This is a genomic window from Fictibacillus sp. 18YEL24, assembly GCF_015903855.1.
Lineage (GTDB): Bacteria > Bacillota > Bacilli > Bacillales > Fictibacillaceae > Fictibacillus > Fictibacillus phosphorivorans_C.
The window spans coordinates 53,451-79,123 of the sequence record NZ_JACZDT010000008.1 but is presented as its reverse complement, the minus strand read 5'-3'; the positions used below and the strand labels follow the sequence as shown (position 1 = coordinate 79,123).

General features: G+C 40.2%; 19 protein-coding genes, 15 tRNA genes and 1 rRNA gene. 33 read left to right on the top strand and 2 right to left on the bottom strand.

Features of this window, described 5'->3' with window-relative positions; genetic code table 11:
* The first annotated feature begins 64 nt into the window (after nucleotides 1–64).
* From rrf to HU823_RS20000, 19 genes are all read left to right on the top strand, one after another.
* A 5S ribosomal RNA gene (gene rrf, locus HU823_RS20090) occupies nucleotides 65–180 on the top strand.
* Between the two features lie 10 nt (nucleotides 181–190).
* Nucleotides 191–265, top strand: a tRNA-Asn gene (locus HU823_RS20085).
* Between the two features lie 4 nt (nucleotides 266–269).
* A tRNA-Ser gene (locus HU823_RS20080) sits at nucleotides 270–361 on the top strand.
* Nucleotides 362–389: 28 nt separating this feature from the next.
* A tRNA-Glu gene (locus HU823_RS20075) sits at nucleotides 390–464 on the top strand.
* Between the two features lie 24 nt (nucleotides 465–488).
* A tRNA-Val gene (locus HU823_RS20070) sits at nucleotides 489–564 on the top strand.
* Nucleotides 565–589: 25 nt separating this feature from the next.
* Nucleotides 590–666, top strand: a tRNA-Met gene (locus HU823_RS20065).
* Nucleotides 667–744: 78 nt separating this feature from the next.
* Nucleotides 745–820, top strand: a tRNA-Asp gene (locus HU823_RS20060).
* A 44-nt stretch (nucleotides 821–864) separates the two neighbouring features.
* Nucleotides 865–940: transfer RNA gene (locus HU823_RS20055), tRNA-Phe, on the top strand.
* Nucleotides 941–948: 8 nt separating this feature from the next.
* Nucleotides 949–1,024, top strand: a tRNA-Thr gene (locus HU823_RS20050).
* A gap of 82 nt (nucleotides 1,025–1,106) precedes the next feature.
* Nucleotides 1,107–1,191, top strand: a tRNA-Tyr gene (locus HU823_RS20045).
* A gap of 17 nt (nucleotides 1,192–1,208) precedes the next feature.
* Nucleotides 1,209–1,282: transfer RNA gene (locus HU823_RS20040), tRNA-Trp, on the top strand.
* A gap of 14 nt (nucleotides 1,283–1,296) precedes the next feature.
* Nucleotides 1,297–1,372 (top strand) — tRNA-His (locus HU823_RS20035).
* Between the two features lie 9 nt (nucleotides 1,373–1,381).
* Nucleotides 1,382–1,456 (top strand) — tRNA-Gln (locus tag HU823_RS20030).
* Nucleotides 1,457–1,515: 59 nt separating this feature from the next.
* Nucleotides 1,516–1,590: transfer RNA gene (locus HU823_RS20025), tRNA-Gly, on the top strand.
* A 13-nt stretch (nucleotides 1,591–1,603) separates the two neighbouring features.
* Nucleotides 1,604–1,678, top strand: a tRNA-Cys gene (locus HU823_RS20020).
* A 27-nt stretch (nucleotides 1,679–1,705) separates the two neighbouring features.
* Nucleotides 1,706–1,790, top strand: a tRNA-Leu gene (locus tag HU823_RS20015).
* A 133-nt stretch (nucleotides 1,791–1,923) separates the two neighbouring features.
* The gene (locus tag HU823_RS20010) at nucleotides 1,924–4,092 is read left to right on the top strand and encodes an ATP-dependent helicase (RefSeq protein ID WP_231607582.1); all 2,169 of its coding nucleotides are present in this window, start codon (nucleotides 1,924–1,926) and stop codon (nucleotides 4,090–4,092) included.
* A gap of 190 nt (nucleotides 4,093–4,282) precedes the next feature.
* Entirely contained in the window at nucleotides 4,283–6,739 is a 2,457-nt protein-coding gene (locus HU823_RS20005; RefSeq protein ID WP_197223181.1) for a YhgE/Pip family protein, read from the top strand.
* Nucleotides 6,740–7,172: 433 nt separating this feature from the next.
* Nucleotides 7,173–7,850 carry a hypothetical protein gene (locus HU823_RS20000; protein ID WP_197223180.1) on the top strand — a complete coding sequence of 226 codons (678 nt, stop codon included), beginning with the start codon at nucleotides 7,173–7,175 and terminating at the stop codon, nucleotides 7,848–7,850.
* A gap of 338 nt (nucleotides 7,851–8,188) precedes the next feature.
* On the opposite strand, the gene HU823_RS19995 is transcribed toward HU823_RS20000, so the two are convergent.
* Nucleotides 8,189–8,842: a B3/B4 domain-containing protein gene (locus HU823_RS19995; RefSeq protein ID WP_231607581.1), complete on the bottom strand. Its 654-nt coding sequence runs from the start codon at nucleotides 8,840–8,842 to the stop codon at nucleotides 8,189–8,191.
* Nucleotides 8,843–8,918: 76 nt separating this feature from the next.
* Here HU823_RS19995 and queG point away from each other — a divergent pair, with 76 nt between their 5' ends.
* The 5 genes from queG (at nucleotide 8,919) to HU823_RS19970 (ending at nucleotide 13,183) form a co-directional block, all read left to right on the top strand.
* Complete coding sequence (gene queG / locus HU823_RS19990; RefSeq protein WP_197223179.1) at nucleotides 8,919–10,064, top strand: tRNA epoxyqueuosine(34) reductase QueG; 1,146 nt, start codon at nucleotides 8,919–8,921, stop codon at nucleotides 10,062–10,064.
* A 59-nt stretch (nucleotides 10,065–10,123) separates the two neighbouring features.
* Nucleotides 10,124–10,660 carry a methylated-DNA--[protein]-cysteine S-methyltransferase gene (locus HU823_RS19985; protein ID WP_197223178.1) on the top strand — a complete coding sequence of 179 codons (537 nt, stop codon included), beginning with the start codon at nucleotides 10,124–10,126 and terminating at the stop codon, nucleotides 10,658–10,660.
* Nucleotides 10,661–10,728: 68 nt separating this feature from the next.
* Nucleotides 10,729–11,610 (top strand): amidase domain-containing protein, encoded by an 882-nt coding sequence (locus HU823_RS19980; RefSeq protein WP_144703119.1) that lies wholly within the window; start codon nucleotides 10,729–10,731, stop codon nucleotides 11,608–11,610.
* A gap of 85 nt (nucleotides 11,611–11,695) precedes the next feature.
* Nucleotides 11,696–12,169: a tRNA (uridine(34)/cytosine(34)/5-carboxymethylaminomethyluridine(34)-2'-O)-methyltransferase TrmL gene (gene trmL / locus HU823_RS19975; protein ID WP_197223177.1), complete on the top strand. Its 474-nt coding sequence runs from the start codon at nucleotides 11,696–11,698 to the stop codon at nucleotides 12,167–12,169.
* Between the two features lie 456 nt (nucleotides 12,170–12,625).
* Nucleotides 12,626–13,183: a DUF5366 family protein gene (locus tag HU823_RS19970; protein WP_197223176.1), complete on the top strand. Its 558-nt coding sequence runs from the start codon at nucleotides 12,626–12,628 to the stop codon at nucleotides 13,181–13,183.
* Between the two features lie 214 nt (nucleotides 13,184–13,397).
* Here HU823_RS19970 and HU823_RS19965 read toward each other — a convergent pair whose 3' ends face one another.
* Entirely contained in the window at nucleotides 13,398–15,236 is a 1,839-nt protein-coding gene (locus tag HU823_RS19965) for a transglycosylase domain-containing protein (protein WP_197223175.1), read from the bottom strand.
* A 170-nt stretch (nucleotides 15,237–15,406) separates the two neighbouring features.
* On the opposite strand from HU823_RS19965, the gene HU823_RS19960 reads away from it, so the two are divergent.
* The 9 genes from HU823_RS19960 (at nucleotide 15,407) to HU823_RS19920 (ending at nucleotide 25,598) form a co-directional block, all read left to right on the top strand.
* Nucleotides 15,407–17,302 (top strand): PrkA family serine protein kinase, encoded by a 1,896-nt coding sequence (locus HU823_RS19960; protein ID WP_144703110.1) that lies wholly within the window; start codon nucleotides 15,407–15,409, stop codon nucleotides 17,300–17,302.
* A gap of 189 nt (nucleotides 17,303–17,491) precedes the next feature.
* Complete coding sequence (gene lepB, locus HU823_RS19955) at nucleotides 17,492–18,067, top strand: signal peptidase I (protein WP_144703107.1); 576 nt, start codon at nucleotides 17,492–17,494, stop codon at nucleotides 18,065–18,067.
* Between the two features lie 32 nt (nucleotides 18,068–18,099).
* Nucleotides 18,100–18,273: a hypothetical protein gene (locus HU823_RS19950; RefSeq protein ID WP_186320607.1), complete on the top strand. Its 174-nt coding sequence runs from the start codon at nucleotides 18,100–18,102 to the stop codon at nucleotides 18,271–18,273.
* Nucleotides 18,274–18,474: 201 nt separating this feature from the next.
* Nucleotides 18,475–19,641 carry a sporulation protein YhbH gene (gene yhbH, locus HU823_RS19945; RefSeq protein ID WP_197223174.1) on the top strand — a complete coding sequence of 389 codons (1,167 nt, stop codon included), beginning with the start codon at nucleotides 18,475–18,477 and terminating at the stop codon, nucleotides 19,639–19,641.
* A 394-nt stretch (nucleotides 19,642–20,035) separates the two neighbouring features.
* A complete protein-coding gene (locus HU823_RS19940; protein ID WP_197223173.1) occupies nucleotides 20,036–20,890 on the top strand; it encodes a ComEC/Rec2 family competence protein in 855 nt (284 codons plus the stop codon).
* A 74-nt stretch (nucleotides 20,891–20,964) separates the two neighbouring features.
* Entirely contained in the window at nucleotides 20,965–21,627 is a 663-nt protein-coding gene (locus HU823_RS19935; RefSeq protein WP_197223172.1) for an HAD family hydrolase, read from the top strand.
* A gap of 10 nt (nucleotides 21,628–21,637) precedes the next feature.
* On the top strand, nucleotides 21,638–22,033 hold the full coding sequence (locus tag HU823_RS19930; protein WP_197223171.1) for a VOC family protein: 396 nt from the start codon (nucleotides 21,638–21,640) through the stop codon (nucleotides 22,031–22,033).
* Nucleotides 22,034–22,064: 31 nt separating this feature from the next.
* A complete protein-coding gene (locus HU823_RS19925; RefSeq protein WP_197223170.1) occupies nucleotides 22,065–23,615 on the top strand; it encodes a bifunctional GNAT family N-acetyltransferase/carbon-nitrogen hydrolase family protein in 1,551 nt (516 codons plus the stop codon).
* Between the two features lie 234 nt (nucleotides 23,616–23,849).
* Nucleotides 23,850–25,598, top strand: a complete 1,749-nt coding sequence (locus HU823_RS19920; protein WP_197223169.1) for a phospho-sugar mutase — start codon at nucleotides 23,850–23,852, stop codon at nucleotides 25,596–25,598.
* Nucleotides 25,599–25,673 lie beyond the last annotated feature (75 nt).

The following is a 25,673-nucleotide window of genomic DNA, read 5'->3' as shown; positions in this document are numbered from 1 at the left end:
AAAATGCATAACGTTTGGAAACGTCGTATCTAGTTTTGAGAGAACATCTCTCAATATAATTTGGTTCAGTGATGATGGCAAAGAGGTCACACCCGTTCCCATACCGAACACGGAAGTTAAGCTCTTTAGCGCCGATGGTAGTTGGGGGTTTCCCCCTGTTAGAGTAGGACGTCGCTGAGCCAATACATATTCCACAGTAGCTCAGTGGTAGAGCTATCGGCTGTTAACCGATCGGTCGTAGGTTCGAGTCCTACCTGTGGAGCCATATTGGAGAGCTGTCCGAGAGGTCGAAGGAGCACGATTGGAAATCGTGTATACGGTCAACCCCGTATCAAGGGTTCGAATCCCTTGCTCTCCGCCAGATACATACTCTCTAAGCTCAAAAATCTGGCCCGTTGGTCAAGCGGTTAAGACACCGCCCTTTCACGGCGGTAACACGGGTTCGAATCCCGTACGGGTCACCACTTATACATAACAATTTTAAATATGGAGGATTAGCTCAGCTGGGAGAGCACCTGCCTTACAAGCAGGGGGTCGGCGGTTCGAACCCGTCATCCTCCACCATAAACTTTTATATCATATATATCATCGCGGGGTGGAGCAGTCTGGTAGCTCGTCGGGCTCATAACCCGAAGGTCGCAGGTTCAAATCCTGTCCCCGCAACCAATTTTATTTCATGGGCAACGTCGAGATTACTTCTTGACCATGAAATATAAGTAGTGCCCATAGGGTGCAACCAATTATGGACTCGTGGTGTAGTGGTTAACATGCCTGCCTGTCACGCAGGAGATCGCCGGTTCGACCCCGGTCGGGTCCGCCATTTTTATTTAAACGGTGGCTTTACAACACCAAGAATTTTTTCTTGGCTCGATAGCTCAGTCGGTAGAGCAGAGGACTGAAAATCCTCGTGTCGGCGGTTCGATTCCGTCTCGAGCCACCATTTTTTTTGCCGGTTTAGCTCAATTGGTAGAGCAACTGACTTGTAATCAGTAGGTTGGGGGTTCAAGTCCTCTAGCCGGCACCAGTTTTTTCTTCCTGAATTGGAACAAAAAACTTATTGAAAAACAGGGTAATTATGTTTTATAATAAAACCTGTCTTCATTCGTGGAGGGGTAGCGAAGTGGCTAAACGCGGCGGACTGTAAATCCGCTCCCTCCGGGTTCGGCGGTTCGAATCCGTCCCCCTCCACCATCTTTTATTCCTTATATAGGGGCATAGTTTAAAGGTAGAACGAAGGTCTCCAAAACCTTTGGTGTGGGTTCGATTCCTACTGCCCCTGCCAATTTTAATACTGTGGCGGTCGTGGCGAAGTGGTTAACGCATCGGATTGTGGTTCCGACATTCGGGGGTTCGATTCCCCTCGTCCGCCCCATTTAAATTTTGGGCTATAGCCAAGCGGTAAGGCATCGCACTTTGACTGCGACATGCGTTGGTTCGAATCCAGCTAGCCCAGCCATTTTTATTTTTATAACATAAGATGATTTTAACAACATATTATAAGTTAATTAAATGTTTGCGGAAGTAGTTCAGTGGTAGAATACAACCTTGCCAAGGTTGGGGTCGCGGGTTCGAATCCCGTCTTCCGCTCCATTTTTTATATTCTGGCGGCATAGCCAAGTGGTAAGGCACGGGTCTGCAAAACCCTTATCCCCCGGTTCGAATCCGGGTGCCGCCTCCATAAATTCCAATTCAAAAAGATTCAAATGCCGGTGTGGCGGAATTGGCAGACGCGCACGACTCAAAATCGTGTTCCTTCTGGAGTGTCGGTTCGACCCCGACCACCGGTACCATTTTACTTAACTTAACATTTAAACTTAAAACTTCTCACCTTTGTGGGGAGTTTTTTTATTTGCTTTGAACTTTATACTTATTCATATTCAGGTTACGAAAGGGTACTGACTCATGGGAGATTTCTTCACTAAAATGAAAAATGATCTAGGCATCACTTTAAATGATGTTCAAAAGAAAGCAGTTGTGAAGACAGAAGGGCCGCTTCTATTACTAGCTTCACCTGGTTCTGGGAAAACGACCACGATCATTCTAAGAATCGGTTACTTGATAATGGAAAAAGGGATTCATCCGTCTCGGATTAAGGCTGTTACCTTTAGTAAGGCATCAGCTAATGACATGAAAGAGCGTTTCACAAGATTTTATCCTGAACTACCTGCCGTGGATTTTTCGACCATTCATAGCTTTGCTTTTGAGGTAGTCAGGAATCATTATAGAAAGTTGGGAATTCCTTTTACCATCATAGAAGGTGAACACGATTCAGATGAAAAAGCAGGATCGGCAGGAAACTTTCAATACAACAAAAAACTTTTGTTGAGGCATTTATTTAAGTCTATTGTTGGCGAGAACATAACCGAAGATCAAATGGATGAGCTCACGACCTATATCAGTTACATTAAGAATAAGATGATACCCCTCGAACGGTGGTCAGAAGTTTCCTGTGACATTCCGCAGGCTGAAGAGATATTTAAACAATATGAGGAACTCAAACGATCTGATTCGCATCATGTATTGTTAGACTTTGATGATATGCTCACGATCGGAAATGATGTATTAGAAAAGGATGCACAGGTGTTATGTCATTATCAAAACAGATACGATTACTTTTTAACAGATGAAAGTCAAGATACATCGCTAGTGCAGCATTCCATTATAGAAAAAATGGTATCTACTCATAGGAATTTATGTGTTGTGGCAGATGATGACCAATCAATCTATAGCTGGAGAGGTGCTGAGCCTTCCTATTTACTTAAATTTAAGGAAAAGTATAGTGATGCTTCTATTTTGTTTATGGAGCAGAACTATCGCTCATCTGAGGATATTGTTAACGTTGCTAATTCGTTTATTAAAAGAAATAAAAACCGATATGAAAAAAATATGTTCACTCAAAATCCTTCGCATCAACCGATTGAAGTGAAACATCTCGTGAATTTTAAGGAACAATCAAAATACTTGGTGCAAGAATTGAATGATGCCGTTCATCTAAAAGAAGTCGCCATCTTATATCGCAATAATTCGTCATCCATTGGTTTGATGAATGATTTTGATCGTGCTGGAATTCCTTTTTATATGAAAGATGCTGATAATCGTTTCTTTTCACATTGGGTAGTTCAAGATATATTGAATTTTATGCGTATGGCCTTTACCGATAAGAGACCAGACATTCTAGAAAAAATTCATTTGAAATTTAACGGGTATATTACGAAGCAACAGATGCAAGCTTTAAAACAATTGAACAATAATGATTCTGTGTTTGATAATCTGCTAAAACATGTGAAATTACAGGAGTATCAAGTTAAACTTCTGAAGACTAGTAAAGAGACGTTCAAAGAAATGAAAGATATGAAGCCTCTTCAAGCCATACGGGTGATCAGAGATGGTTTAGGCTACGATAAGGCCATAGAAAAGATCAGTAAGAGCCTTGGTTTTCGAATGGATTATTTAGTGGGCATCTTAAACACACTCGAAGAAATAGCAACAGATCTTAAAAGCCTTGAGGAGTTTGCAAAACGATTAAAGCATCTTGAAGTTGTTTTGAAGACAGCAAAAAAGAAGAAGGGGCATGAAGCCATAACACTTTCTACCTTTCATAGTGCCAAAGGGCTCGAATTTGAGAGGGTATATATGATTGATGTAGTGGATGGAATCATACCATCTAAAGAAGATCGTACAGATCATTCATTGTTAGAAGAAGCAGCTCGTTTATTTTATGTAGGGATGACGCGTGCCAAGAGACAATTAACCCTAGTGACGTATCCTTATCGAGATGGGAAAAAAGTCGAGGAATCTGTGTTTGTTTCGGATGTCAAAAATATATTAGATCCGACAAGAATGATGAAATCTGAACCAGCAGTAAACAAGAATGTAAAGAAGATAAATGGAGTTCCTTACAATCCGAATAGCATCAAAAAGGAAGAAGAACTACATGTTGGTCTAGCTGTTACTCATCGTGTGTTTGGAACAGGAGAAATTATTGAGATCAGCGGAGAATTTATTACTTTAAAATTTCAATCAAAGGAAAAGAAATTATCAGTCAGCGCCTGTTTAGAGATGGGACTATTGGAGCCTTTGGTAAAAGCGTGATTCACAATTCGAAACCCAATCCTATATTATAACAGGACTTACTACCTTATTATTATTTAATATTTTACAATTTTCTGATAAATAAGAAGGATTTATTCTTGTCTCTTCCGAATAATACATTCTAGTAGAAGTGAATACCTATTCATTTTTACAGAATGTATTTATTTTTGGGGAGAACGGGGGTAAAGGGATGAACGCTTTTCGTTTGTTTATGGCAGAGATGGCGAAGTTGGCAGGTAAAAAGGGTCTGCTGATCTCAGTCATTGCCGCGTTGCTCGTACCGGTCGTCTATGGTGGTATACTTCTATCACCAAAATGGGGACCGTATGACAACTTGTCGAACTTGCCTGTTGCGGTAGTCAACAAGGACAAGGGTGCATTATCGGACGATGAACCGATCAATGTAGGAAAGGATCTGGTCGCAGACTTAAAGAAAGGAAAAGATCTCGGTTGGGAATTTGTAAGTGCTGAGGAAGCCAAAGAAGGCCTCGATAGTCTGAAATATTACATGGTTATCGAGATTCCGGAGGATTTCTCACAAAGGGTAACGACCGTTTTAAGTGATAATCCAGAGAAACTTCAACTTACGTATATTCAAAACGAAGGATTAAACTTCATGGCAGCTCAAGTGACAAGAAGTGCGACCGAAAAGCTAAGAGAAAAACTAGGGGATAAGATTACAGAGAAGTATGCGAACAATATGTTTGCCAGCCTCGGTGATGTATCAGAAGGATTTCAATCAGCTGCAGATGGATCTGCAAAATTAAATACGGGGATGACCGATCTTCGTGATGGAACAAACACACTTTTGCAATCGCTTACAAATAAAGCTGCTGACATTTCAAAGCTAGCGAGTGGGGCAAAAGAACTTCAAAATGGTGTCGGACAAATGGCAAGTTCTCTTTCAGCAAAACAGCCGGATATTAGTAAACTAGCTAACGGTTCATCGCAACTAAGTGCTGGTACGAAAGAACTGCTTTCGTCCCTTCAATCTAAATCAGGTGATATTTCGAAGCTCGCGGCAGGCTCAGCTGCAGCGAATGAAGGAACAGGACTTTTATTACAAAATTTAAAAGATAAACAATTAGGAGTTAAAGATTTAGCGGCAGGTGCGAGACAACTTGGAGACAGCATACCGCAACTAAAAGCAGGAACAACTGGAATCTTAACAGGACTAAAAGGTGTTCAAAGTGCGATAAAGAATGAAATCGCTCCTGGAACACAGCAGATCTCTCAAGGCGTTGCTCAAGTGGCAGATGAGTCTGCAAACCTAGGTAAGGGGCTGCAAGTGTTATCAAGTGACCTAAAGGCATACTTAGAGCAACACCCTGAACTATCCAAGGATCCTGCTTTTATGAAGATTTATGGTACGAGCCAAGCTATCACGACAGCTGCAACTGATCCTGCAAAAGCTCAAAAGCTACAGGCACTAAGTCAGGGTGCTGCAAAAATCGCGGGAGCTTTTACCGCAAATGCTGAGCCTAATCCAAAGTCTGTCGCTGATGGGGTAAACCAGCTAGTTGCTGGCCAAACGTCAGTGGATAACGGTGTTGCTACATTAAGCCAAAAGGTACCTTTGCTTCAACAAGGGACCGCGTCTATTGAGAATGGCTGGAACACGATGGTAGGTAAGGTAGGAGAGCTGCATGCAGGAACATCTCAGATTGCTGCAGGAAACCAATCGGTCAATACGGGTTGGACATCTCTTACGAATGGAGCATCACAGCTTAATGATGGGGCAACTCAAGTATCGGCGGGTAACTCTTCAGTCGAAAAAGGCTGGCGTGATCTCACTTCAGGAGCGACAAAAATCAATGCTGGTATGTCACAGGTTAGTGATGGAAACGCAACAGTTGAAAAAGGCTGGGGCGACTTAATGGAAGGTGTTACAAAATTAAATGACGGTGCAGGAAAACTAAATGACGGAAGTAACGAGTTATCATCAGGTCTAAAAGATGGCGCAGAAAAAACAGGAGCGATTAAAGCGGCCAATGATAAGAATCTAAGCATGTTTTCTTCCCCTGTTGAGTTGAAGAGTGAAACGGTAAATAAATATCCACTCTATCGTGATTCAACAGCTCCTTATGTTCTTTCACTAGCGTTGTTTGTCGGAATTTTAATCATGTCGATGTTCATCAACTTTAAGAAGCCAGAAGGAATTTCAGCTTTCTCTTGGTTCGGTGCTAAATTTATGAACCTAGGTGCATTGGCTGTAGTACAGTCATTACTTCTTTCGACGGTTGTTCTACTTACATTAAATGTAAAAACTGAAAACCCTCTAGGTTTTATAGCTTTTGCAGTTTTTGTTAGTTTGGTATTCACAGGAATCGTCTTATTGTTCGCGTCGTTAGGAAACATCGGACGATTCATCGCGTTCGCTTTAGTGATCCTACAGCTTTCTACGACAGGTGCAAATCTGCCGATCGATATGCTGCCAGAGAATTTGCGTGCGCTAAGTGAGTTCTTGCCTTTCACGTATTCCATCGCTGGATTTAAGGCATTAATCTCATTGGGTAGTACGAGCTCTGCATTCTCCAATATGGGAATATTGTTCATCTATCTAATAAGTTTTAGTTTATTGTCGATCGCAGTCTATCTGTTTGCAAAGCCAAAAAGCGAACCGAAGAATCTAGATTTAGCTGGCTGATAATAATTTCATAGTGTTATAAAAAGTTCCTGGCACACTTATGCCGGGAACTTTTTTTGAATCTTCTTCTTGTACACTGAATATGTAGGTGTAAAGGAGGTTATTTCTCTGATGTATAGAGACCGGCGTGCCACAGTCTGTCTGATTTTAATTACTGTCTCCTTCGTTTCAATCCTCTTCATTTCTGCTGATATTTTTCACTATATGCACATGATTAATGGGCTGATGATTAGGCTGTTTCAATCTTTTCGACTGTTATTGGTCATGATCATTCTTTTTATATTTTCTATCCTTGTATTATTTCGATATTTATAGATAGGATAATATGCCCCTTTTTAAGGGGTTTTTATTTTGGTGGAAAAAGCATATTGTTTTTTCAGGAAAATAAAATAGTTCAAAAGACGTACATATACCATCATAAGGGGGAGTTTTTATGAAGTGGGAGTTATCGATGTTTAAGAAAAAGTGGATTTACTTAAGCTTAATCGCGCTAGTATTAGTGGCGATTAGCGCTTTATCGGCACATGCAATAGGCTACAACAAAGCTTCAGTACTTCTTAAAGATAAAAAGGTTGTGGCAGAGGAAATTGATGGTGAGATTAACGAATGGAAGAAAGAGTTAGAAAGTATAGAAGAAAACGTTGAAGCGATGGAGGAAGAGGAAAGCAGTAAACAAGCTGAATTGGATGGGCTTCAAATACAGGTTGATGAAGCTTCGGAAATGATCAACCAAAAAGATGCGATTCAAAAAGAAGTGGATGAGTTAAGTACTCAAGTAAATGCAAAGAAAGATGAATTAAAAAAACTTAGCGGTGAGATCGCAAATAAACAAAATACGCTTGATACATTAAATAAAGGAATACTAATTAAGAAAAAAGAGCCGCGAACACTAGTGGCCGGCGTATTTATAGCGGGGAAAGATATTGCTCCAGGAAGATATAAGGTAGAGCCTGTGAACGGATTTGGAAATTACTTTGTAAACGGAGGCAGTAAAGTCAATATCATATTAGGAAGAGGGGATGACCTTTTCCTTCCTGAATACGTATTTGAATTGGATGAAGGTGACGAGATTGAAGCAACATTATCCGTAAAATATACGTTAGTAGAATAAAAGTTGAAGTTGGTAGCAAAATTTTAAAAAATGTTTCAAGAACTTGTCATAAATGTCCTACTTGCTGCTTATATATAGAACAAGTTAGTTGTAGGTTTTAATGCAGGGCTTCGTTGATCCAATGAAGCCCTGCATTTTTTTGTTTATTAATGGTGTGAATAAGGAATACGGCCGATTTGAGCAATAATACGGCGAGATTCAAAGATAATACAGCGAGATTTTCCATTAATACGGCGAGTTTTCATCGTATATCGGCGAGTCGATAAATTCCAACACGAATGGAATGTATCCAAAAGCACCAAAGATAATAAATTGAGCCCCTCACCGTAATACGTTCGTTACAGGATACTGATCTCAGCACTCCCACCATTCACTTGAGTAAACATCTTAGCCATAGATTCCAAGAGTTCTTGAGCTTCACCCTTATCCATAGATGGCTGCAGATACACGATATGCAGTGCATTCTTAACACTCTCATCTACCATCGTGCGCTTAGAGTCAACGATTGGGCTGCCAAAGGCACCAACCTCGTCTCTAGACAGCAATTTGCCTTCCATATTCATCTCACGTCCGTTTAATCCTTCATATGTATCTTCAGCGCTACCAAGATCAATCTCAACATCACCTTCAATCCCATCAAGGTTATAAAGACCGATCGGAATTGCAAATCGAATAGAGAAGAAGTTGTTTACATCGACCCCAGAATTGATCGGAGGTAGGTCCTTGCCGCTTAACACCCGTCGCAACAATGCTTCTGAAGCGGGACGATAGCGGGAAGGATCCATTCCAAGAGACTTGAACACTTTTCGATATTCCGCAACACCAGGGTAATCGGCAGCATTTTTTTCTTCAAGTCGCAGGGATTCTGTAAATAGCTGGAACCTGCCTTTAATCATTTGCGGTGATTCGCTAATCGCGATATCATGGTATGTAATTGTGCCTATTTTAAAGTTTGGGACAAGTTCGTTTAGTTTAGGATTAATTGTGATCATTATGTAACCCCGTTTCTTATTTAAGTAATTGTAGTTTATCATAATTGTGGAAAATAAATGTAAAGGAGGGATATGCGTGACAAGTGCCCAGTTGAAGGAAGAGATCGTTGCATATAGTAAAGAAATCGGAATCGACAAAATTGGTTTTGCACATGCTGATGTATTTGCCGAGCTCAAAGAACGTCTCCGATTACAACAAGACCTTAACTATCAATCAGGATTCGAAGAAAGTGATATAGAAAAGCGTACAGAGCCCGACCGGCTTCTGTCCGGTGCTTCCAGTATCATTTCGATCGCTCTTGCATATCCCTCCAAGATGAAAGATGCTCCAAGAAGTGTTCGAGGAGAGCGCAGAGGAATTTTTTGCAGAGCATCATGGGGTAAAGACTACCACCATATATTAAGAGAAAAGCTCTCATTACTGGAAGCCTTTATTATAGAAAAAGTTCCAGGTGCCGCTGTGAAATCAATGGTAGACACAGGTGAACTATCGGATCGGGCTGTTGCTGAAAGAGCCGGGATCGGATGGAGTGCCAAGAATTGTGCGATCATGTCACCTGAGTTTGGTTCTTATATGTATCTCGGCGAAATGATTACAAACATTGCGTTTCCTGCAGACACACCAATGGAAGATCAGTGCGGTTCTTGCAACAAATGTGTCGATGCATGTCCGACTAATGCTCTTGTACAAGGAGGACAGCTTGATTCGTCAAAGTGTATCGCCTTTTTGACGCAAACGAAAGGATTTCTGCCTGATCAATATAGAGATAAGCTCGGTAACCGTTTATATGGGTGTGATACGTGTCAAACCGTATGCCCTGAAAATAAGGGGAAAGATTTTCATCATCATATGGATATGGAGCCTGATCCAGAGATTGTGAAACCTCTTTTAAAGCCGTTGTTGTCGATAAGCAATAGAGAGTTTAAAGAAAAATTCGGTTACATTTCAGGCAGTTGGAGAGGAAAGAAGCCTATTCAACGAAATGCGATTATTGCTTTAGCTCATTTTAAAGATGAGACAGCCATTCCTGATTTATTAATGTTACTCCATCATGACCCACGCCCCGTAATTAGAGGAACTGCGGCATGGGCCATTGGTAAGATTGGCGGAGAAAATGCGGAATTAGAACTATTAACTGCAAAAGAGAGTGAAAAAGACGATTTGGTCACGTTAGAGATTGAAAAGGGACTGAAAATGGTTCGAAATCAAGAAATTTCGTAATCGCATATGTTTGGAGTGTCCGATATAGTAAGGTCAAGTAATGAAAAGAAGGGATAATTATGTGTCAGATTAAAACGTTACTCTATTACGAAGAAATGGAAAGCGTAATCGGACCGTTAACAATCATTGCAACGGAGAACGGAATCTGCCGTCTCGATTTTGGTTCAATGGAGGATAACCTTCCAACTTTACGTTCATGGATGGCGAAACATTTTATTAAGGGAGAGCTTATACACTCTCCAGAACGATTGGACGATGCCGTTCAACAACTACACGCTTATTTTGCAGGGAACCTGCATGAATTTAGTGTGATCTATGATTTATTTGGTACCGCTTTTCAAAAAAAGGTATGGAACCAGCTTACGAGTATTCCTTATGGCGTAACTTGTTCATATAAGGAAGTGGCTCAAGGCATTGGTGCACCAAAGGCTGTTCGAGCTGTAGGCAGTGCGAACAACCAAAATCCCGTACCTGTTTTTATTCCATGTCACCGAGTGATTGGAAGTAATGGAGCACTTGTAGGCTATGGCGGGGGTTTAGATAAAAAAGAAATATTGCTATCGATCGAACAGAATAGCTGCAAGAAGACATCCTAGAGAGCCCTTAAAGGGTTCTTTTTTTTGATATCCCACTCATATGTTAGTAGAAGCAGGAGGGATGTCTGATGTGGATGGAAACACTTAAAGCTTATATCCAAAACCAATCTCAATGGATGATACATGCAGATGCAGACGGAAGAGGTTACTTTTTACGAGAAGAACAAGAGAGCTTCATTCGAAAAAAACAAATGTATACCGATAGAAATGCGTTTATCGTGAACAATCAAACGAACGGAAGCGTCTTACGAACGACTGAGTCTGAGGATAAAGTTCAGGTAGATTATCTGGTCCATTACAGCTTCTTGATCAAACATGGATTTGATTTCTATGTGGAAGAGATCTCTCAAGAGCGACGAGCTACGTTTCAAGATGGTGATATGAAGAGCGATGAACCTGTGAATGTGGAAGGAAACTATAGAGAGCTTCCGAAGATCGAGCGGGAGAACGAATCGATCGCACCGACGAAGGGTGGGTATGATCGGCTTGCTGCTGTACGCTATGCAGAAAGATGGTGGAATACGTTTAATCCTGCCTATAAATCTTTTGAGAATGATTGCACGAATTATATTTCTCAAAGTCTACATGCAGGTGGCATTCCGATGACTTCTCAATCGATTAAGTCGAAGGGGTGGTGGATGCGAAATAATTCTTGGAGCTATAGTTGGTCAGTAGCCAATGCGATGAGATGGTATTTATCCGGTTCTAAATCGACGCTTCAAGCACAAGAGAAATCAGCGGCGCATCTTCTTTTGCCGGGAGACGTAATCTGTTATGACTTTGATGGAGATGGCCATTATCAGCATACAACGATTGTGGTCGCAAAGGATCCTTCGGGAGAACCACTCGTAAATGCTCATACAACAAACAGTAGAATGAGATATTGGGGCTATGAAGATTCAACGGCGTACACGAAGCGCATTCAATATAAATTTTTTCATATTCTTTAAGAATAAGCTTGCCTTCAGAGAGTGATATTCCAAAAAAAGTGCTATAATAAGTACTTGTTGGAATATTGTTTTTGAGGTGAGCTTTTTGGCTATACATGTTGTTTTATTCGAACCGTTAATACCTGCGAACACAGGAAACATCGCACGAACCTGTGCAGGAACAGGTGCACATCTGCATCTCATTCATCCACTTGGATTTTCTTTAGAAGACAAATACTTAAAGCGTGCTGGCCTTGATTATTGGGAGCATGTAAAATTGTCACATCATGATTCGTTGGATGCTTTTTATAATGAATACCCAGACGGGGAGTTTTACTATATCACCAAATTCGGTGAACAGACGTACTCCAATTTTAATTACTCTGATTCGGAGAAAGATGTTTTCTTTGTTTTTGGAAAAGAAACGAAGGGACTTCCGCGTGAAGTGATTGATGCGAACATGGAGAGATGTCTGCGCATACCGATGAATGAACACATACGTTCATTGAACCTATCGAATACGGCTGCGATCTTAATCTATGAAGCATTGCGTCAACAGAGTTTTGGAGAGTTGAAATAAGCTGTTTTCGTACTGTAAGTGGTTGATTTCCGTTACAGGTGCTCGCTTTCCGCGGGGCAGGCGGCGAGCCACATTCGCAAGTTTCACTTATAAGTGTCTCACCTGCCCGCCTGTCCCACAGGAGTCTCCCACCTTACACTCCAATCAACTTGTCAATGATGAACAAATACAATATCTTTGAGAGCATAAAAAAACGTCCTTATTGAAAAAGGACGTTTTTACTTCCATATGTATATGGATTAGTTTTTTCCAGGACGATCGTTATAGCCTGCTGTAAAGATGGCAGTCAGGAAGGCGAGCATCACGAGTAGGATGAGGATAAAATCCATTTGAACTCCTCCTTTGAAAGTAGTATTATTCTTTCCAGTATCTTTCCTCATTATAAATGAAAACGGTTTTCATGGGAATGTATTTCTGCTGAAATTTAACAATTCGAGGGGATTCGTGCAAGCATAAATGAAGAAAAACGTATATATGACAGGGTATCTTCCCTTGTTTTCTATCATTCTGTTCAGTTCGGGGTTTGCCATTTACTTTGAAAGACTCTTAATTGATAAACTTACATACTTTGGTGTATATCAGGGGATGCAAGAATTATTTGACGATCATGTGATTCATTTATCAATCGGTTTTTGTTTGTTTCTGCTGTTTTTTATGATGTTTGCAGCTCTTAAGCTGCTGTCTGACACGTTAACGCACCTTAGTCTGTTCTTTTTCTCAAAAGATACAGAGGGAAATCTGCTTCAGCAAGGAAAAGGCGGGAGCTGGTACTTTTTTATTGGTGGCATGCTTGCAATCGCGCTGAACCATTCCGTGCTGCTGATAGGTATTGTGTTTATTGTTGCATCTCTTTTATACTTTTTTCAATTCTTATTGCGTATAAGCTACAGTTTATCAACCATAGGTATCATGGGAATGGTATTTCTGCACTTATTCTTTTGGACAGGTTTCGGGCTGCTTGTGGTCTATACGGTGATGCGTTTGTATAATGCGTTTGTGGCAGCTATTACGTAGGAAGTTGGGTAAGAGTTGTCGAATATTGTAATCTCGCCGATATTTGTTAAAAACTCGCCGTATTGAGGGCTATTTACGCCGTAATATCTGAAAAACCCGCCCTATTTTTTATGAATTTCGCCGTATTACCATGAATATACTTCTTGTTGTTAGCTTCACGGAACCTAAGGACCAGCCAAAAACCCTGTCACTCTTGTCGTGACAGGGGTTTTTCTCAATTTTGATAAGCTTTTTTCATAATATCACGCCAGATCATAACTTCGGGAGACGCGCTCTCAATAGAACGTAGACTGCTCGGTGTATCATGTCCGACCCAAACACCTGCAGTATAACGATCAGTCAGTCCGATAAACCAAAGATCCTGCACATCATTTGTTGTTCCAGTCTTACCCCCAATGTAGGAGGACCCCGCAAAACGAGCATCCCTTGCCGTTCCTGAAATCGTTACGGCCTCAAGCATCTCGCGCATCACGCTATTTGTTTTCTCACTCCATACTGAAACGGGCTTCTCTTTCCAAGCATATAACAGCTTACCGTTTTTATCTTTTACAGAAGTTATCAACCTAGGTTTTACAAATGTTCCACTAGAACTAAATGCAGTATACGCACTGGTCAGTTCAAGAGGCGAAAAGCCTTTTGAGAATCCGCCGAGCGCACTTGCCAGCTGAAGATCCTCTCGCGTTACAGAAGAAAATCCGAAGGGCTGTAAATAAGAAAACGCCTTATTCACGCCTGTTTTACTTAGTACTCTAACAGCAGCGGTGTTAATGGAACCCGCCATCGCTTTTTTTAAGGAGACTGTATCGTAAGAAGCTCCTCCATAATTGTTAGGGCAATAGTTACCTTCACACATACGTGCTGCAGAAATGAGCGATTGTGATTTTGCACCGTACACATCAACATAAGGAGCATAGACGAGAAGTGGTTTTATTGTAGAACCCGGCTGTCTTCTCGCTTGATAAGCACGGTTAAATTCTTCTAAACCAACATTCTTTCCGCCAACTATAGAAACGATCTGTTTTGAAACATGATCAACAACAACGACAGATCCTTCTATGCTGTTATAGGGCAACCGGTGATTCACAGCACGCACTGCTTCTTTTTGCAGCCGAGGATCTAAAGAAGTTTCAACGACTACACCGCTCTTTAATAGCTGATCTCGCTTTACCAAAAGCTGTTTTGTTGTCAGCCCTTTGTTAGCAGGAGCGACCGCTAGTAAACTCAAAAGTTCTTCTTTTACATAACTCACAATTTCAGGATAGGGAACGACAGGCTGTGAAACCTTTAAATTAATGTGTTGACTAAGTGATGCTTCATAAGTGGCTTCGTTGATGTATCCTTGCTCTTTCATCTTCAATAAAATCCACTTTTGCCGTTTCTTCGTGTTCTCAAAGTTAGTTAGAGGATCGTACAGCTTTGGATTGTTTGGTATAGCCGCCAGAAATGCTGTTTCAGCTAACGAAAGCTCACCGACGGGCTTGCTGAAGTAATAACGGCTAGCTTTTTCAATTCCATACACACCATTTTGAAAATAGATCGAGTTGATGTATAGCTCTAAGATTCTTTCTTTTGATAACTGTTGCTCGATTCGATATGAGATTAGTAACTCTTTTAGTTTTCGGTCATATGTACGTTCATGTGTAAGAAATAGATTGCGTGACAACTGCTGTGTGATTGTACTGCCACCTTGTTGAACAGACCCTGCTGATGAATTTGTAATAAAAGCCCGGGCGATCGCTTTTCCATCGATTCCATGATGCTGTATGAATCCTTGGTCCTCTGTAGCGATAAAAGCTTGACGCACAGGTTCAGGTATTTTGTTGTAGTCTAGGTAAACACGGCTCTCATTATTTTTGAACTCATAAAGAAGATTACCGTTTTGATCAAGAAGGCGGCTGTTTTCATCTAATCTCAAATTCTCCACTTGAGCAAGCGAAGAAATCGCTTTTTGAAAAGGAATATAGTTTTCATGTTCTGTTCTTAAGCCCATAAATGAAAAGAACACGATGCAGAGCATTAAGAGTACTGATATAAGGCCAAGCTTTTGATTCATAACGCTTTCTCCGTTTCAAAACATAAGGATAAACATATTTTACCATGATTGTGCGAATGGGAATTCCAACTTTTTTAAATAAAAATCGCTATTCAAACAGAATGATTACGGACATCCCCGCATAGAGTAGATTAACACTTGATGGAGCCAATACAATCAAGGAGGTACTCATGGATATTTTATCGAGAATCCAACTGCATCGTGAAGAAGAACAGCGTTTAGCCTGGGAAGGTACCTTCGCTGAATACCTTGATATTTTACGAGATCGGCCATTTGTTGCCCAGTCTGCGCATTCAAGAGTATACAACATGATCAAAGATGCTGGCATTTCAGAAAAAAATGGTCAAAAGGTGTATCATTTTTTCAGCGATCAGATTTTTGGATTAGAAGAATCAATCGAACGACTTGTTGAAGAGTATTTTCACCCTGCCGCTAAGCGCCTTGATGTTCGTAAACGTATCTTATTGTTGATGGGACCAGTATCCGGTGGTAAATCCACTTTAGTTACAATGCTCAAAAGAGGATTAGAGCAATACACAAAAACACCTGCGGGAGCGGTCTATGCGATTAAAGGCTGTCCGATGCATGAAGATCCGTTACATCTTATTCCACAGCACTTAAGAAAAGAGTTCTTCAATGATTATGGCATTCGAGTGGAGGGAAGTTTATCTCCACTTAATACGATGAGGCTTGAACACGAATATGACAGTCGTATTGAAGATGTTATGGTAGAGCGTGTCTTCTTCTCAGAAGATAAGCGAACAGGGATTGGTACGTTTAGTCCATCTGACCCTAAGTCACAAGATATCGCTGACTTAACGGGAAGTATCGACTTCTCCACGATAGCTGAGTACGGATCAGAATCAGATCCGCGTGCTTATCGCTTTGATGGAGAGCTGAATAAGGCGAACCGAGGAATGATGGAGTTTCAGGAAATGCTGAAGTGTGATGAGAAATTCTTATGGCATCTCCTTTCTCTTACGCAAGAAGGAAACTTTAAAGCGGGAAGATTTGCACTTATCTCAGCAGATGAATTAATTGTCGCGCATACGAACGAATCGGAGTACCGGTCTTTTATCGCGAATAAGAAAAACGAAGCCCTGCATTCAAGGATTATCGTGATGGGCGTTCCGTATAATTTAAAAGTTTCTGAGGAAGAAAAAATTTATGCGAAGATGATCTCAGAGAGTGATATGTCTCATGTTCATATTGCGCCGCACGCTTTAAGAGTGGCAGCAACATTCTCGGTACTAACACGATTAAAAGATTCAAAGAAACAAGGAATGGATCTGTTGAAGAAGATGCGGTTGTATGATGGAGAGATCGTAGAAGGATTCAACCATGTTGACCTTGAGGAACTGAAGAAAGAGTTTGCTGATGAAGGGATGTCTGGTATTGATCCGCGTTATGTTATCAACCGAATATCGTCAGCGATCATCCGCAAAGAAACACCTTCAATTAACGCACTCGATGTTCTGCGTTCATTAAAAGACGGGCTTGATCATCATGCATCCATATCGAAGGAAGATAAAGAGAGGTTTATTAACTTTATCTCGGCGGCTCGTAAAGAGTACGATGATATTGCGAAGAAAGAAGTTCAGAAAGCGTTCGTTTACTCGTACGAAGAGTCTGCAAAAACGCTCATGGACAATTATCTCGATAATGTTGAGGCGTATTGTAATAAGAATAAACTACGTGATCCGCTTACTGGTGAAGAGATGAGTCCAGATGAGAAGTTGATGAGATCGATCGAAGAACAGATCGGAATCTCTGAGAATGCGAAAAAAGCGTTCCGTGAAGAAATTCTAATTAGAATCTCTGCTTATGCGAGAAAAGGAAAGAAATTTGACTATAATTCTCATGAGCGGTTAAGAGAAGCGATTCAAAAGAAATTATTCGCGGATCTTAAAGATGTTGTAAAGATCACAACATCATCCAAAACCCCTGATGAGTCACAACTGAAGAAGATTAATGAGGTTATCGCCCGTCTAGTGGATGAACACGGATATAATACGACTAGTGCCAACGAACTACTAAGATATGTTGGCAGTTTATTGAACCGATAAATATGGCAACACACCCTGTACACGAGTTAAGTCTGTCAGGGTGTGTTTTTTTACAGAAATTTAGGGAAAACTAAACAAATTGCAGATAGAATTTACATTCATATTTATGTTAAAAATAATTGAACTTGTATTTACTTACTTAAAAATGGTAAATTGATACTAATAAGCTAACTAAAGGAAGTGAGCCCGATGAGCTCGACTAAAAAAGAAAGAAACGGATTAACGGATTGGATAAAAGCAATTGGTGTTGCACTTATTCTAGCTATTATTATAAAAAAGTTTTTGATTGAGCAATACGTGGTTTATGGTGAGTCTATGATGCCGACCATCCAAAATGGAAATCGACTAATCGTGAATAAGATTGGGTATGAGATCAGTCAGCCGGAGCGATTTGATCTGATTGTTTTTAAGGCAAATCCGAAAGAAGATTATATCAAGCGGGTGATTGGTCTACCGGGTGATCATATTGCATACCGAGATGACAAGTTATATATCAATAACAAACCAGTGGAAGAACCTTATTTAAAGGAATTTAAACGCTTTGCTGGTAATCGGACACTAACTGGCAACTTTACGTTAGAAGAGATAACAGGGCATGATACAGTACCAAAAGGCAAGATCTTCGTACTTGGTGACAACAGACTTCACAGCATCGATAGCCGCCATATCGGTTTTGTAGAGATGACTGATATCGTGGGCGAGGCAAACATCCGTTATTGGCCGATGGATGAAATGAAAGTTTTTAATGGTTTTAAAAAGGAATAAATGGGGAAAAATTCTGTAAGAGGTGAATCCCTATGACAAAACAAGATAATGAACCTAAACGAAAAAACAGCTCTATGGTGTCTAACTTTGAAGAAATGAAAGAACACGGAAAAGTGATGGAACACGTCTCCACTAACGAAGAGGTTCGTAAAAGTGGGAAAACGCCAGATCCGCAGCAGCATGACAAAGAAGAATATGATAAATAAATACAAAACAAAGCCTTCTTTTCTTTTTTAGAAAAGAAGGCTTTTTTATCATGAAAGTTTAGCAATTCTAAGAAGTACGTGCATATGATAGTGTAACCAACCCTTTTTTTCTGATAATAGCGGATTGTTACAAGCAAGTTATGCCCCGGGTTGATCAAGAACAAGCAGCATTGACTCTTGCTGCTCTGGAGGGGGAAAACGATGAGCGAGCCGGAAAAGAACAATTTTGTTGTGTCTCAGGAAAACTGGTCCCTCCACCGAAAAGGATATCAAGATCATCAAAGGCATATGGAAAAAGTGCAGGAAGCCATTAAAAACAACTTGCCGGATTTGATAAGTGAAGAGAATATCATTTTATCCAACGGGCGTGATGTGATCAAGATTCCAATCCGTTCTATGGATGAATACAAAATCCGATACAACTACGACAAGAACAAGCACGTAGGCCAAGGTGATGGAGATAGTCAGGTGGGGGATGTAGTAGCCAGAGATGGACGTGCCGGACAGAGTGGGGCCGGAAAAGGAAAAGGACCTGCAGGCGACAAACCAGGTGTCGATTATGCAGAAGCTGAAGTTTCAATCATTGAACTAGAAGAGATGCTGTTTAAAGAACTAGAACTGCCTAACCTCAAACAAAAAGAACAAGACCAGATCGTAATGGAAAAAATCGAATTTAATGATGTTCGTAAAAAAGGGCTCATGGGGAACGTAGATAAAAAAAGAACAATTCTAACAGCCTTCAAACGAAATGCTTTGATCGGGAAACCAAGTGTTGCTCCTATCCATAATGATGACCTTCGATTTAAAACATGGAACGAAGTCGTCAAACCAGAATCCAAAGCCGTGGTCCTCGCTATGATGGATACTTCAGGTTCGATGGGAATCTGGGAAAAGTATATGGCGAGAAGTTTCTTTTTCTGGATGACACGCTTTTTGCGATCGAAGTATGAAAAAGTAGAGATTGAATTTATCGCACATCACACGGAGGCAAAAGTTGTTTCAGAGGAAGACTTCTTTAACAAAGGTGAAAGTGGTGGAACGATCTGTTCATCTGCTTATCGCAAAGCGCTTGAATTGATCGAGACGAAATATTCATCGAGCCGTTATAACATTTATCCGTTCCATTTCTCTGATGGAGATAATCTTACGAGTGATAATGCAAGATGTGTTAAACTCGTTCAACAAATTATGGAGCACTCTAATATGTTTGGTTATGGTGAAGTGAACGCCTATAATCGGCATTCTACTTTGATGAGTGTGTATAAGAATATGGATAATCCGAAGTTTAGTCATTATATCTTGAAAGAAAAAGCTGATGTGTATCATGCCATGAAGAGCTTTTTTAAGAAGAATGAAGTGAGTATTTAAGCTAGTTTTAATCTTAGGTGTCTTTGGAAGTGGTTGACCTCCGTTTCAGATGCTCGCTTTCCGCGGGGCAGGCGGTGAGCCCCTTGCCACTTTGTGCCTTTAAGGGTCTCACCTGACCGCTTGTCCCGCAGGAGTCTCGCATCTTACACTCCCGTCAACTTGTCGATGAAGAATAAAATTCGATAGCAACATTCTTTTAGAAAAGAAAATTATAGATAGAATTCCATGCAATATTTTATTAGGAATGAGCTTTTAGAAAACGACTATTCATAATAAAACAAATCGCCCGCATCCATGTATTGGATGGCGGGTTTTGTTGTTGAATTCAACATAATTACATATAACTAAAGTTACGCATTATGGACGAAAAAATGGATGTAAAGGGGTGTGAGATTTGAAAATCATTAACAAGGTTGCCGTTTTCTGTTTGAGCTTAATGCTCATGTTAACTATTGTTCCTCATAAAGCTCGAGCGGACTGGTTTGATCCGTTGACGATACACTTTTTAGACGTTGGTCAGGCCGACTGTATTCTTATAAAAGCACCAAATGGACAAACGATGCTAATCGATGGTGGAGATGAACATGACGGAGATAAAATTATCTCTTATCTTGAAAAAGAAGGCGTTACGCATCTTGATATCGTTGTAGCCACTCATCCCCATCACGACCATATCGGTTCGTTAGATGATGTGATACGAGCGTTTCCCGTCAGTGTACTGTACATGCCGAACCTGCCATACGACACCAAATATTATCATGACCTTTTTCGTGTGATCAACGAAAAGCAAATTCCGGTAGATCGCGCAAAAGCAGGTGTGAATTTTAAGATGGGCTTTTCTGTAAAGGTTGAAATGCTGGCCCCTAAGGGTTCGTATTATAAACACATCAATGATTACTCGGCAGTGATTAAAATCAAGCATGGCAAAAAGAATTTTCTTCTTATGGCAGATGCAGGTGCTGAAGAAGAAAAGGAGATCTTGAAGCGTGGTGGGGTGAAGGCCGATGTTATTAAATTGGGTCACCATGGAGCCAATACGGGGACGACGATGGAATTCTTAAAAAAAGTTAAAGCGAAAACGGCTGTGATTTCGGTAGGTAGGAATAATCCCTATCAATTCCCATCGAAAGAAGTGATGTATCGTTTAGATAACCGTAAGATGAACGTCTATCGGACCGATCAGCTCGGAGCAATTATCGCCACAAGCAATGGAAAGAAAATCATGTTTAGAACGAATGTCCTTCATTAATAATCGGTTTTCTTGCGTCTTTTAGAAAAATACAAGAAAATAGTATAAAACGCTTAAGATGGGGCTGGTTAACCGTGATCAAGGCATTGGTGTTTGATTTTGACGGAACAATTTTGGATACAGAAACGCAGCATTACAACGCTTTTCAAGAATTGTATCAGGAACATGGGAGCGATCTGCCGCTCGAAGTTTGGGGAGAATGTATCGGTACCCATTCTGATTTTAATCCTTACGAATATTTAGAGAGACAGATTGATCAAAAGCTTGATCATGAAGTGCTGCGAGCAAAAAAGACAGAGCGTGCACTTGCTCTAATATCGGAACAACGGGAACTTCCTGGAATTCTTGATTACCTTGAAGCTGCAAAAGAACTCGGATTAAAGGTTGGTCTTGCATCAAGTTCTTCGCGAAAATGGGTAGAAGAGCATTTAGATAGAATAGGTTTGAAGCACCATTTTGAAGTTATCAAAACAGCAGATGATGTTGAAAAAGTAAAACCAGATCCCACACTATATCTTGAAGCGGTACAAGCCTTAAACGTAAGACCTCATGAAGCGATCGCATTTGAAGACTCTGTAAACGGATCAGTGGCGGCTAAAAAAGCAGGACTTTATTGTGTGGTTATTCCTAATCCCGTTACAAAACATATGACATTTGGCGATGTTGATCACCAGATGGAAACCCTAGCAGAGTTGAATCTCGTATCACTTATTAAGCAGGCAGAGAAAAAAGGGTAAAGAAACCAATATGGTTAGAATACAAGGCATCAATCATATTACGATTAGAGTTTTAAACATAGAAAGTTCCAAAATATTTTATATGAACGTACTAGGTGCTAAAATCGTTCATAAAGGGAATACAGATATATACTTAGACGTCGGGGGAGTGTGGCTGTGTTTGATAGAAATAAAAGATGCAAAACCTATGGATAAAAATCAAGTAGGTGTTGATCACTTTGCATTTACAGTTTCTGAAGAACATTTTCCTAAAGCTGTCCAGTTGCTGCGTGAACAAAATGTTGAAATCACGAGAGGACCGATACAAAGAGGTGGGGGAAACACAGTCAGTTTTAACGATCCGGATGGAAATGAGATAGAATTCTTCACTGGCAGTCTCGAAGAGCGGATGAAGAATTGGAAGTAAGTTATGGAAGTTAGTTAGAGGAGTGGATAACATGAGTGAGATCGACGTATCAAAATTCGAAAAAAAAATAGAACTTCGCAACATTGAGTTTGAAGATATTGAGGAAATCTTAGAACTTCAGCAGATCTGTTTTCCAGGAAACATGGAGCCTTGGGAACGTGAGCAGCTAGAGAGTCATCTACGTATCTTTCCAGAAGGACAATTTTGTGTAACGTATGAAGGAAAGATTGTTGGAAGCTGCTCAAGCTTAATGGTTAATTTTGATGAGTATGATGATAAGCATACGTGGGATGAGATTACAGATAAAGGCTATATCACGAACCATGATCCTGAAGGTTTTAACTTATATGGTATTGAAGTTATGGTGCACCCTGAATATCGCCGTATGAAGATAGGTGCACGTCTTTACGAAGCGCGTAAAGAGCTAGCAGAGCAAAAAAACTTAAAAAGTATTATTCTAGGCGGTAGAATTCCGAACTACCATAAACATTCAAAAGAAATGACGCCTCGCGAATATGTAAGAGAAGTCATTCAGCACAACATCTATGATCCAGTGTTAACCTTTCAATTAATGAACGGTTTTACAGTAATGCGTTTAAATAAGAGCTATCTGCCTGATGATAAACAATCAAATGCCTATGCGACACTAATGGAATGGAACAATGTTGACTACATTCCGAATAAAACGAAAAAGTATTTTAAAACGAGTGAGCCTGTTCGAATTACTACGATACAATATATGATGAAGACGATTGATTCTTTTGAAGATTTTGCGACACAAGTTGAATATTATACAGATGTTGCATCAGATCAAGGTTCAGATTTCGCTGTGTTTCCAGAGCTTCTTACTACTCAGTTGTTATCGTTCTGTGAAGAAAAGAGTCCCAGCTTAGCCATTCGTAAGCTAACCGAGTTTACAGAGCAATACATCGAACTCTTTACGAATCTTGCTGTACGTTATAACGTAAACATTATCGGTGGCTCCCACTTTGTTGAAGAAGACGGAGATATCTATAACGTGGCTTATTTATTCCGAAGAGATGGAACGATTGATAAGCAATATAAAATTCATATCACACCGAACGAACGGAAATGGTGGGGAATTACTGCTGGTGATAAAGTACAAGTATTTGATACAGATTGCGGAAAAGTTGCGATATTAATCTGCTATGATATCGAATTCCCTGAACTTTCACGTATTGTAACCGATCAAGGTGCAAAGATCATTTTCACCCCATTCTGTACAGAAGATCGTCAAGGATATCTACGCGTTCGATACTGTTCGCAAGCACGTGCGATTGAAAATGAGATCTATACAGCAATCGCAGGAACGGTTGGAAACTTATCGCAAGTAGAGAACATGGATATTCAATATGCTCAGTCCGGTATCTTTACACCATCTGATTTTTCGTTTCCAAGAGACGGAATCGTTGGGGAATGTCACCCAAATATCGAAACAGTTGTTGTAGGTGATGTGGATTTAGAGATCTTAAGAAGACAACGTAAAACAGGAAGTGTAACTCTTCTTAGAGATAGAAGGCTAGATCTATATAGTGTTGTTCAAAAAGATAAAAGTAAATAACGATGAGAAGGGCGGTAAGCGATAGATAGCTTGCCGCTTTTTTTCTATTTCTCGGGAAATATCACGAACCCTGTCAATGTGTAAGACTGCTTTATTGAGGGATTTTATTTTTTGTGCTGAAAGCGGTATAATAAAGGCCGTATTTAATAGATATGGCAGGAATAACTCGATTCATATCGAAACTAACAAAAAAACAATTAGCATTCATTTTATATAACATAAGGAGGCAGTACTATGTCCTGGGAGACAACATATGAGAAATGGGTAGGGAAAGAAGAGCTCGAACAACCATTAAAGACTGCATTAGAGGAAATTAAGGAAAACAGGACAGCGCTTGAAGACTGCTTTTATAAAAATTTAGAATTTGGAACAGGTGGTATGCGAGGAGAAATCGGACCTGGTACAAATCGTATGAACACGTACACGGTTCGGAAAGCTTCTTTAGGATTGGCTCATTTTATTGAGCAGCAGGGTGAGAAAGCTAAAAAACGCGGTGTGGCAATTGCATACGATTCTCGTCATCAATCACCAGAATTCGCGATGGAAGCAGCGAAAACATTAGCTTCTCAGGGTATTCAAGCTTATGTATTCGAAAGCTTAAGACCTACACCTGAGTTATCTTTTGCGGTTAGATACTTGAAAGCTTACAGTGGTATCGTTGTTACAGCAAGCCATAATCCACCAGAATACAACGGATACAAAGTTTATGGTCCAGATGGTGGTCAGCTTCCACCTAAAGAAGCTGATGAAGTGATCGAAAAAGTAAATGGCGTTGAAGATGAACTTTCTATTGAAGTGAGATCTGAAGAGGAACTCAAAAATGAAGGGTTGATTCAAATTGTTGGTGAGGAAATCGACAAAGCTTACATGGAGCAACTTTTAAAAATTAGTTTGAACCGCGAAGTGATCAATGAGATGCATGACTTAAGCATCGTTTTCACGCCACTTCACGGAACTGCAAATATTCCGGTTAGAGAAGGACTTCAACAGTTAGGGTTTACGAATGTTACCGTCGTTAAAGAACAAGAACAGCCTGATTCTAATTTTTCAACAGTAAAATCACCTAATCCAGAAGAGCATGCTGCGTTCGAGTTGGCAATTAAGTACGGACAAGAAACCGATGCAGATATTTTAATTGCAACTGACCCTGACGCAGACCGAGTAGGAATCGCGGCTAAGAACAGTAAAGGTGAATATGAAATCCTTACAGGTAACCAGACTGGTGCACTCATGATCGAATATATACTTTCTCAACGTGAAGAGAAGGGGAGCTTATGCTCAAAAGGAATCATCTTTAAAACGATCGTAACTTCAGAACTTGGTCGAGTTATCGCAGAATCATACGGTTTGACGTGTGAAGATACCCTTACAGGCTTTAAGTTTATTGGTGAAAAGATCAAAGAATACGAAAAAAGCGGAAAACATACATTCATTTTCGGTTATGAAGAAAGCTACGGTTCCTTAATCGGAGATTTTGTTCGTGATAAGGATGCTGTTCAAGCTTGTTTGATGGGAGCTGAAATGGCTGCTTATTACAAAAAACAAGGAAAAACACTTTTTGATGCTTTAGATGATGTTTACAAGAAACATGGGTTTTATAAGGAAGGTCTTGAGTCATTAACATTAAAAGGTAAGTCTGGAGCAGAACAGATCGAAAATCTATTAGCTGGTTTTAGAGCGGATATGCCGCTTGAAGTGAATGGTCAAAAATTAGTGGTTTCTGAAGACTACAAGGCGAGCGTTCAATACAATGTAGTGAAAGATGAAAAGAGTGACATCCATCTTCCAAAATCAAATGTACTCAAATATCAATTAGAGGATGGTTCATGGTTCTGTGTAAGACCGTCAGGAACAGAACCGAAAGTGAAGTTTTATTTTGGTGTTTCAGCAGATTCACACAAGAATGCTGATGAAGCATTAGTGAACCTCAAAAAATCTGTAATGGATTTGGTTCATGAAAGAATGCAAAAAGTGGCACAATAAATAATATGAGGCTGTGAGGATCTTACCTTGCAGCCCATTTTTCTAAAGATTTGACATAAACAACAAACAGATGTA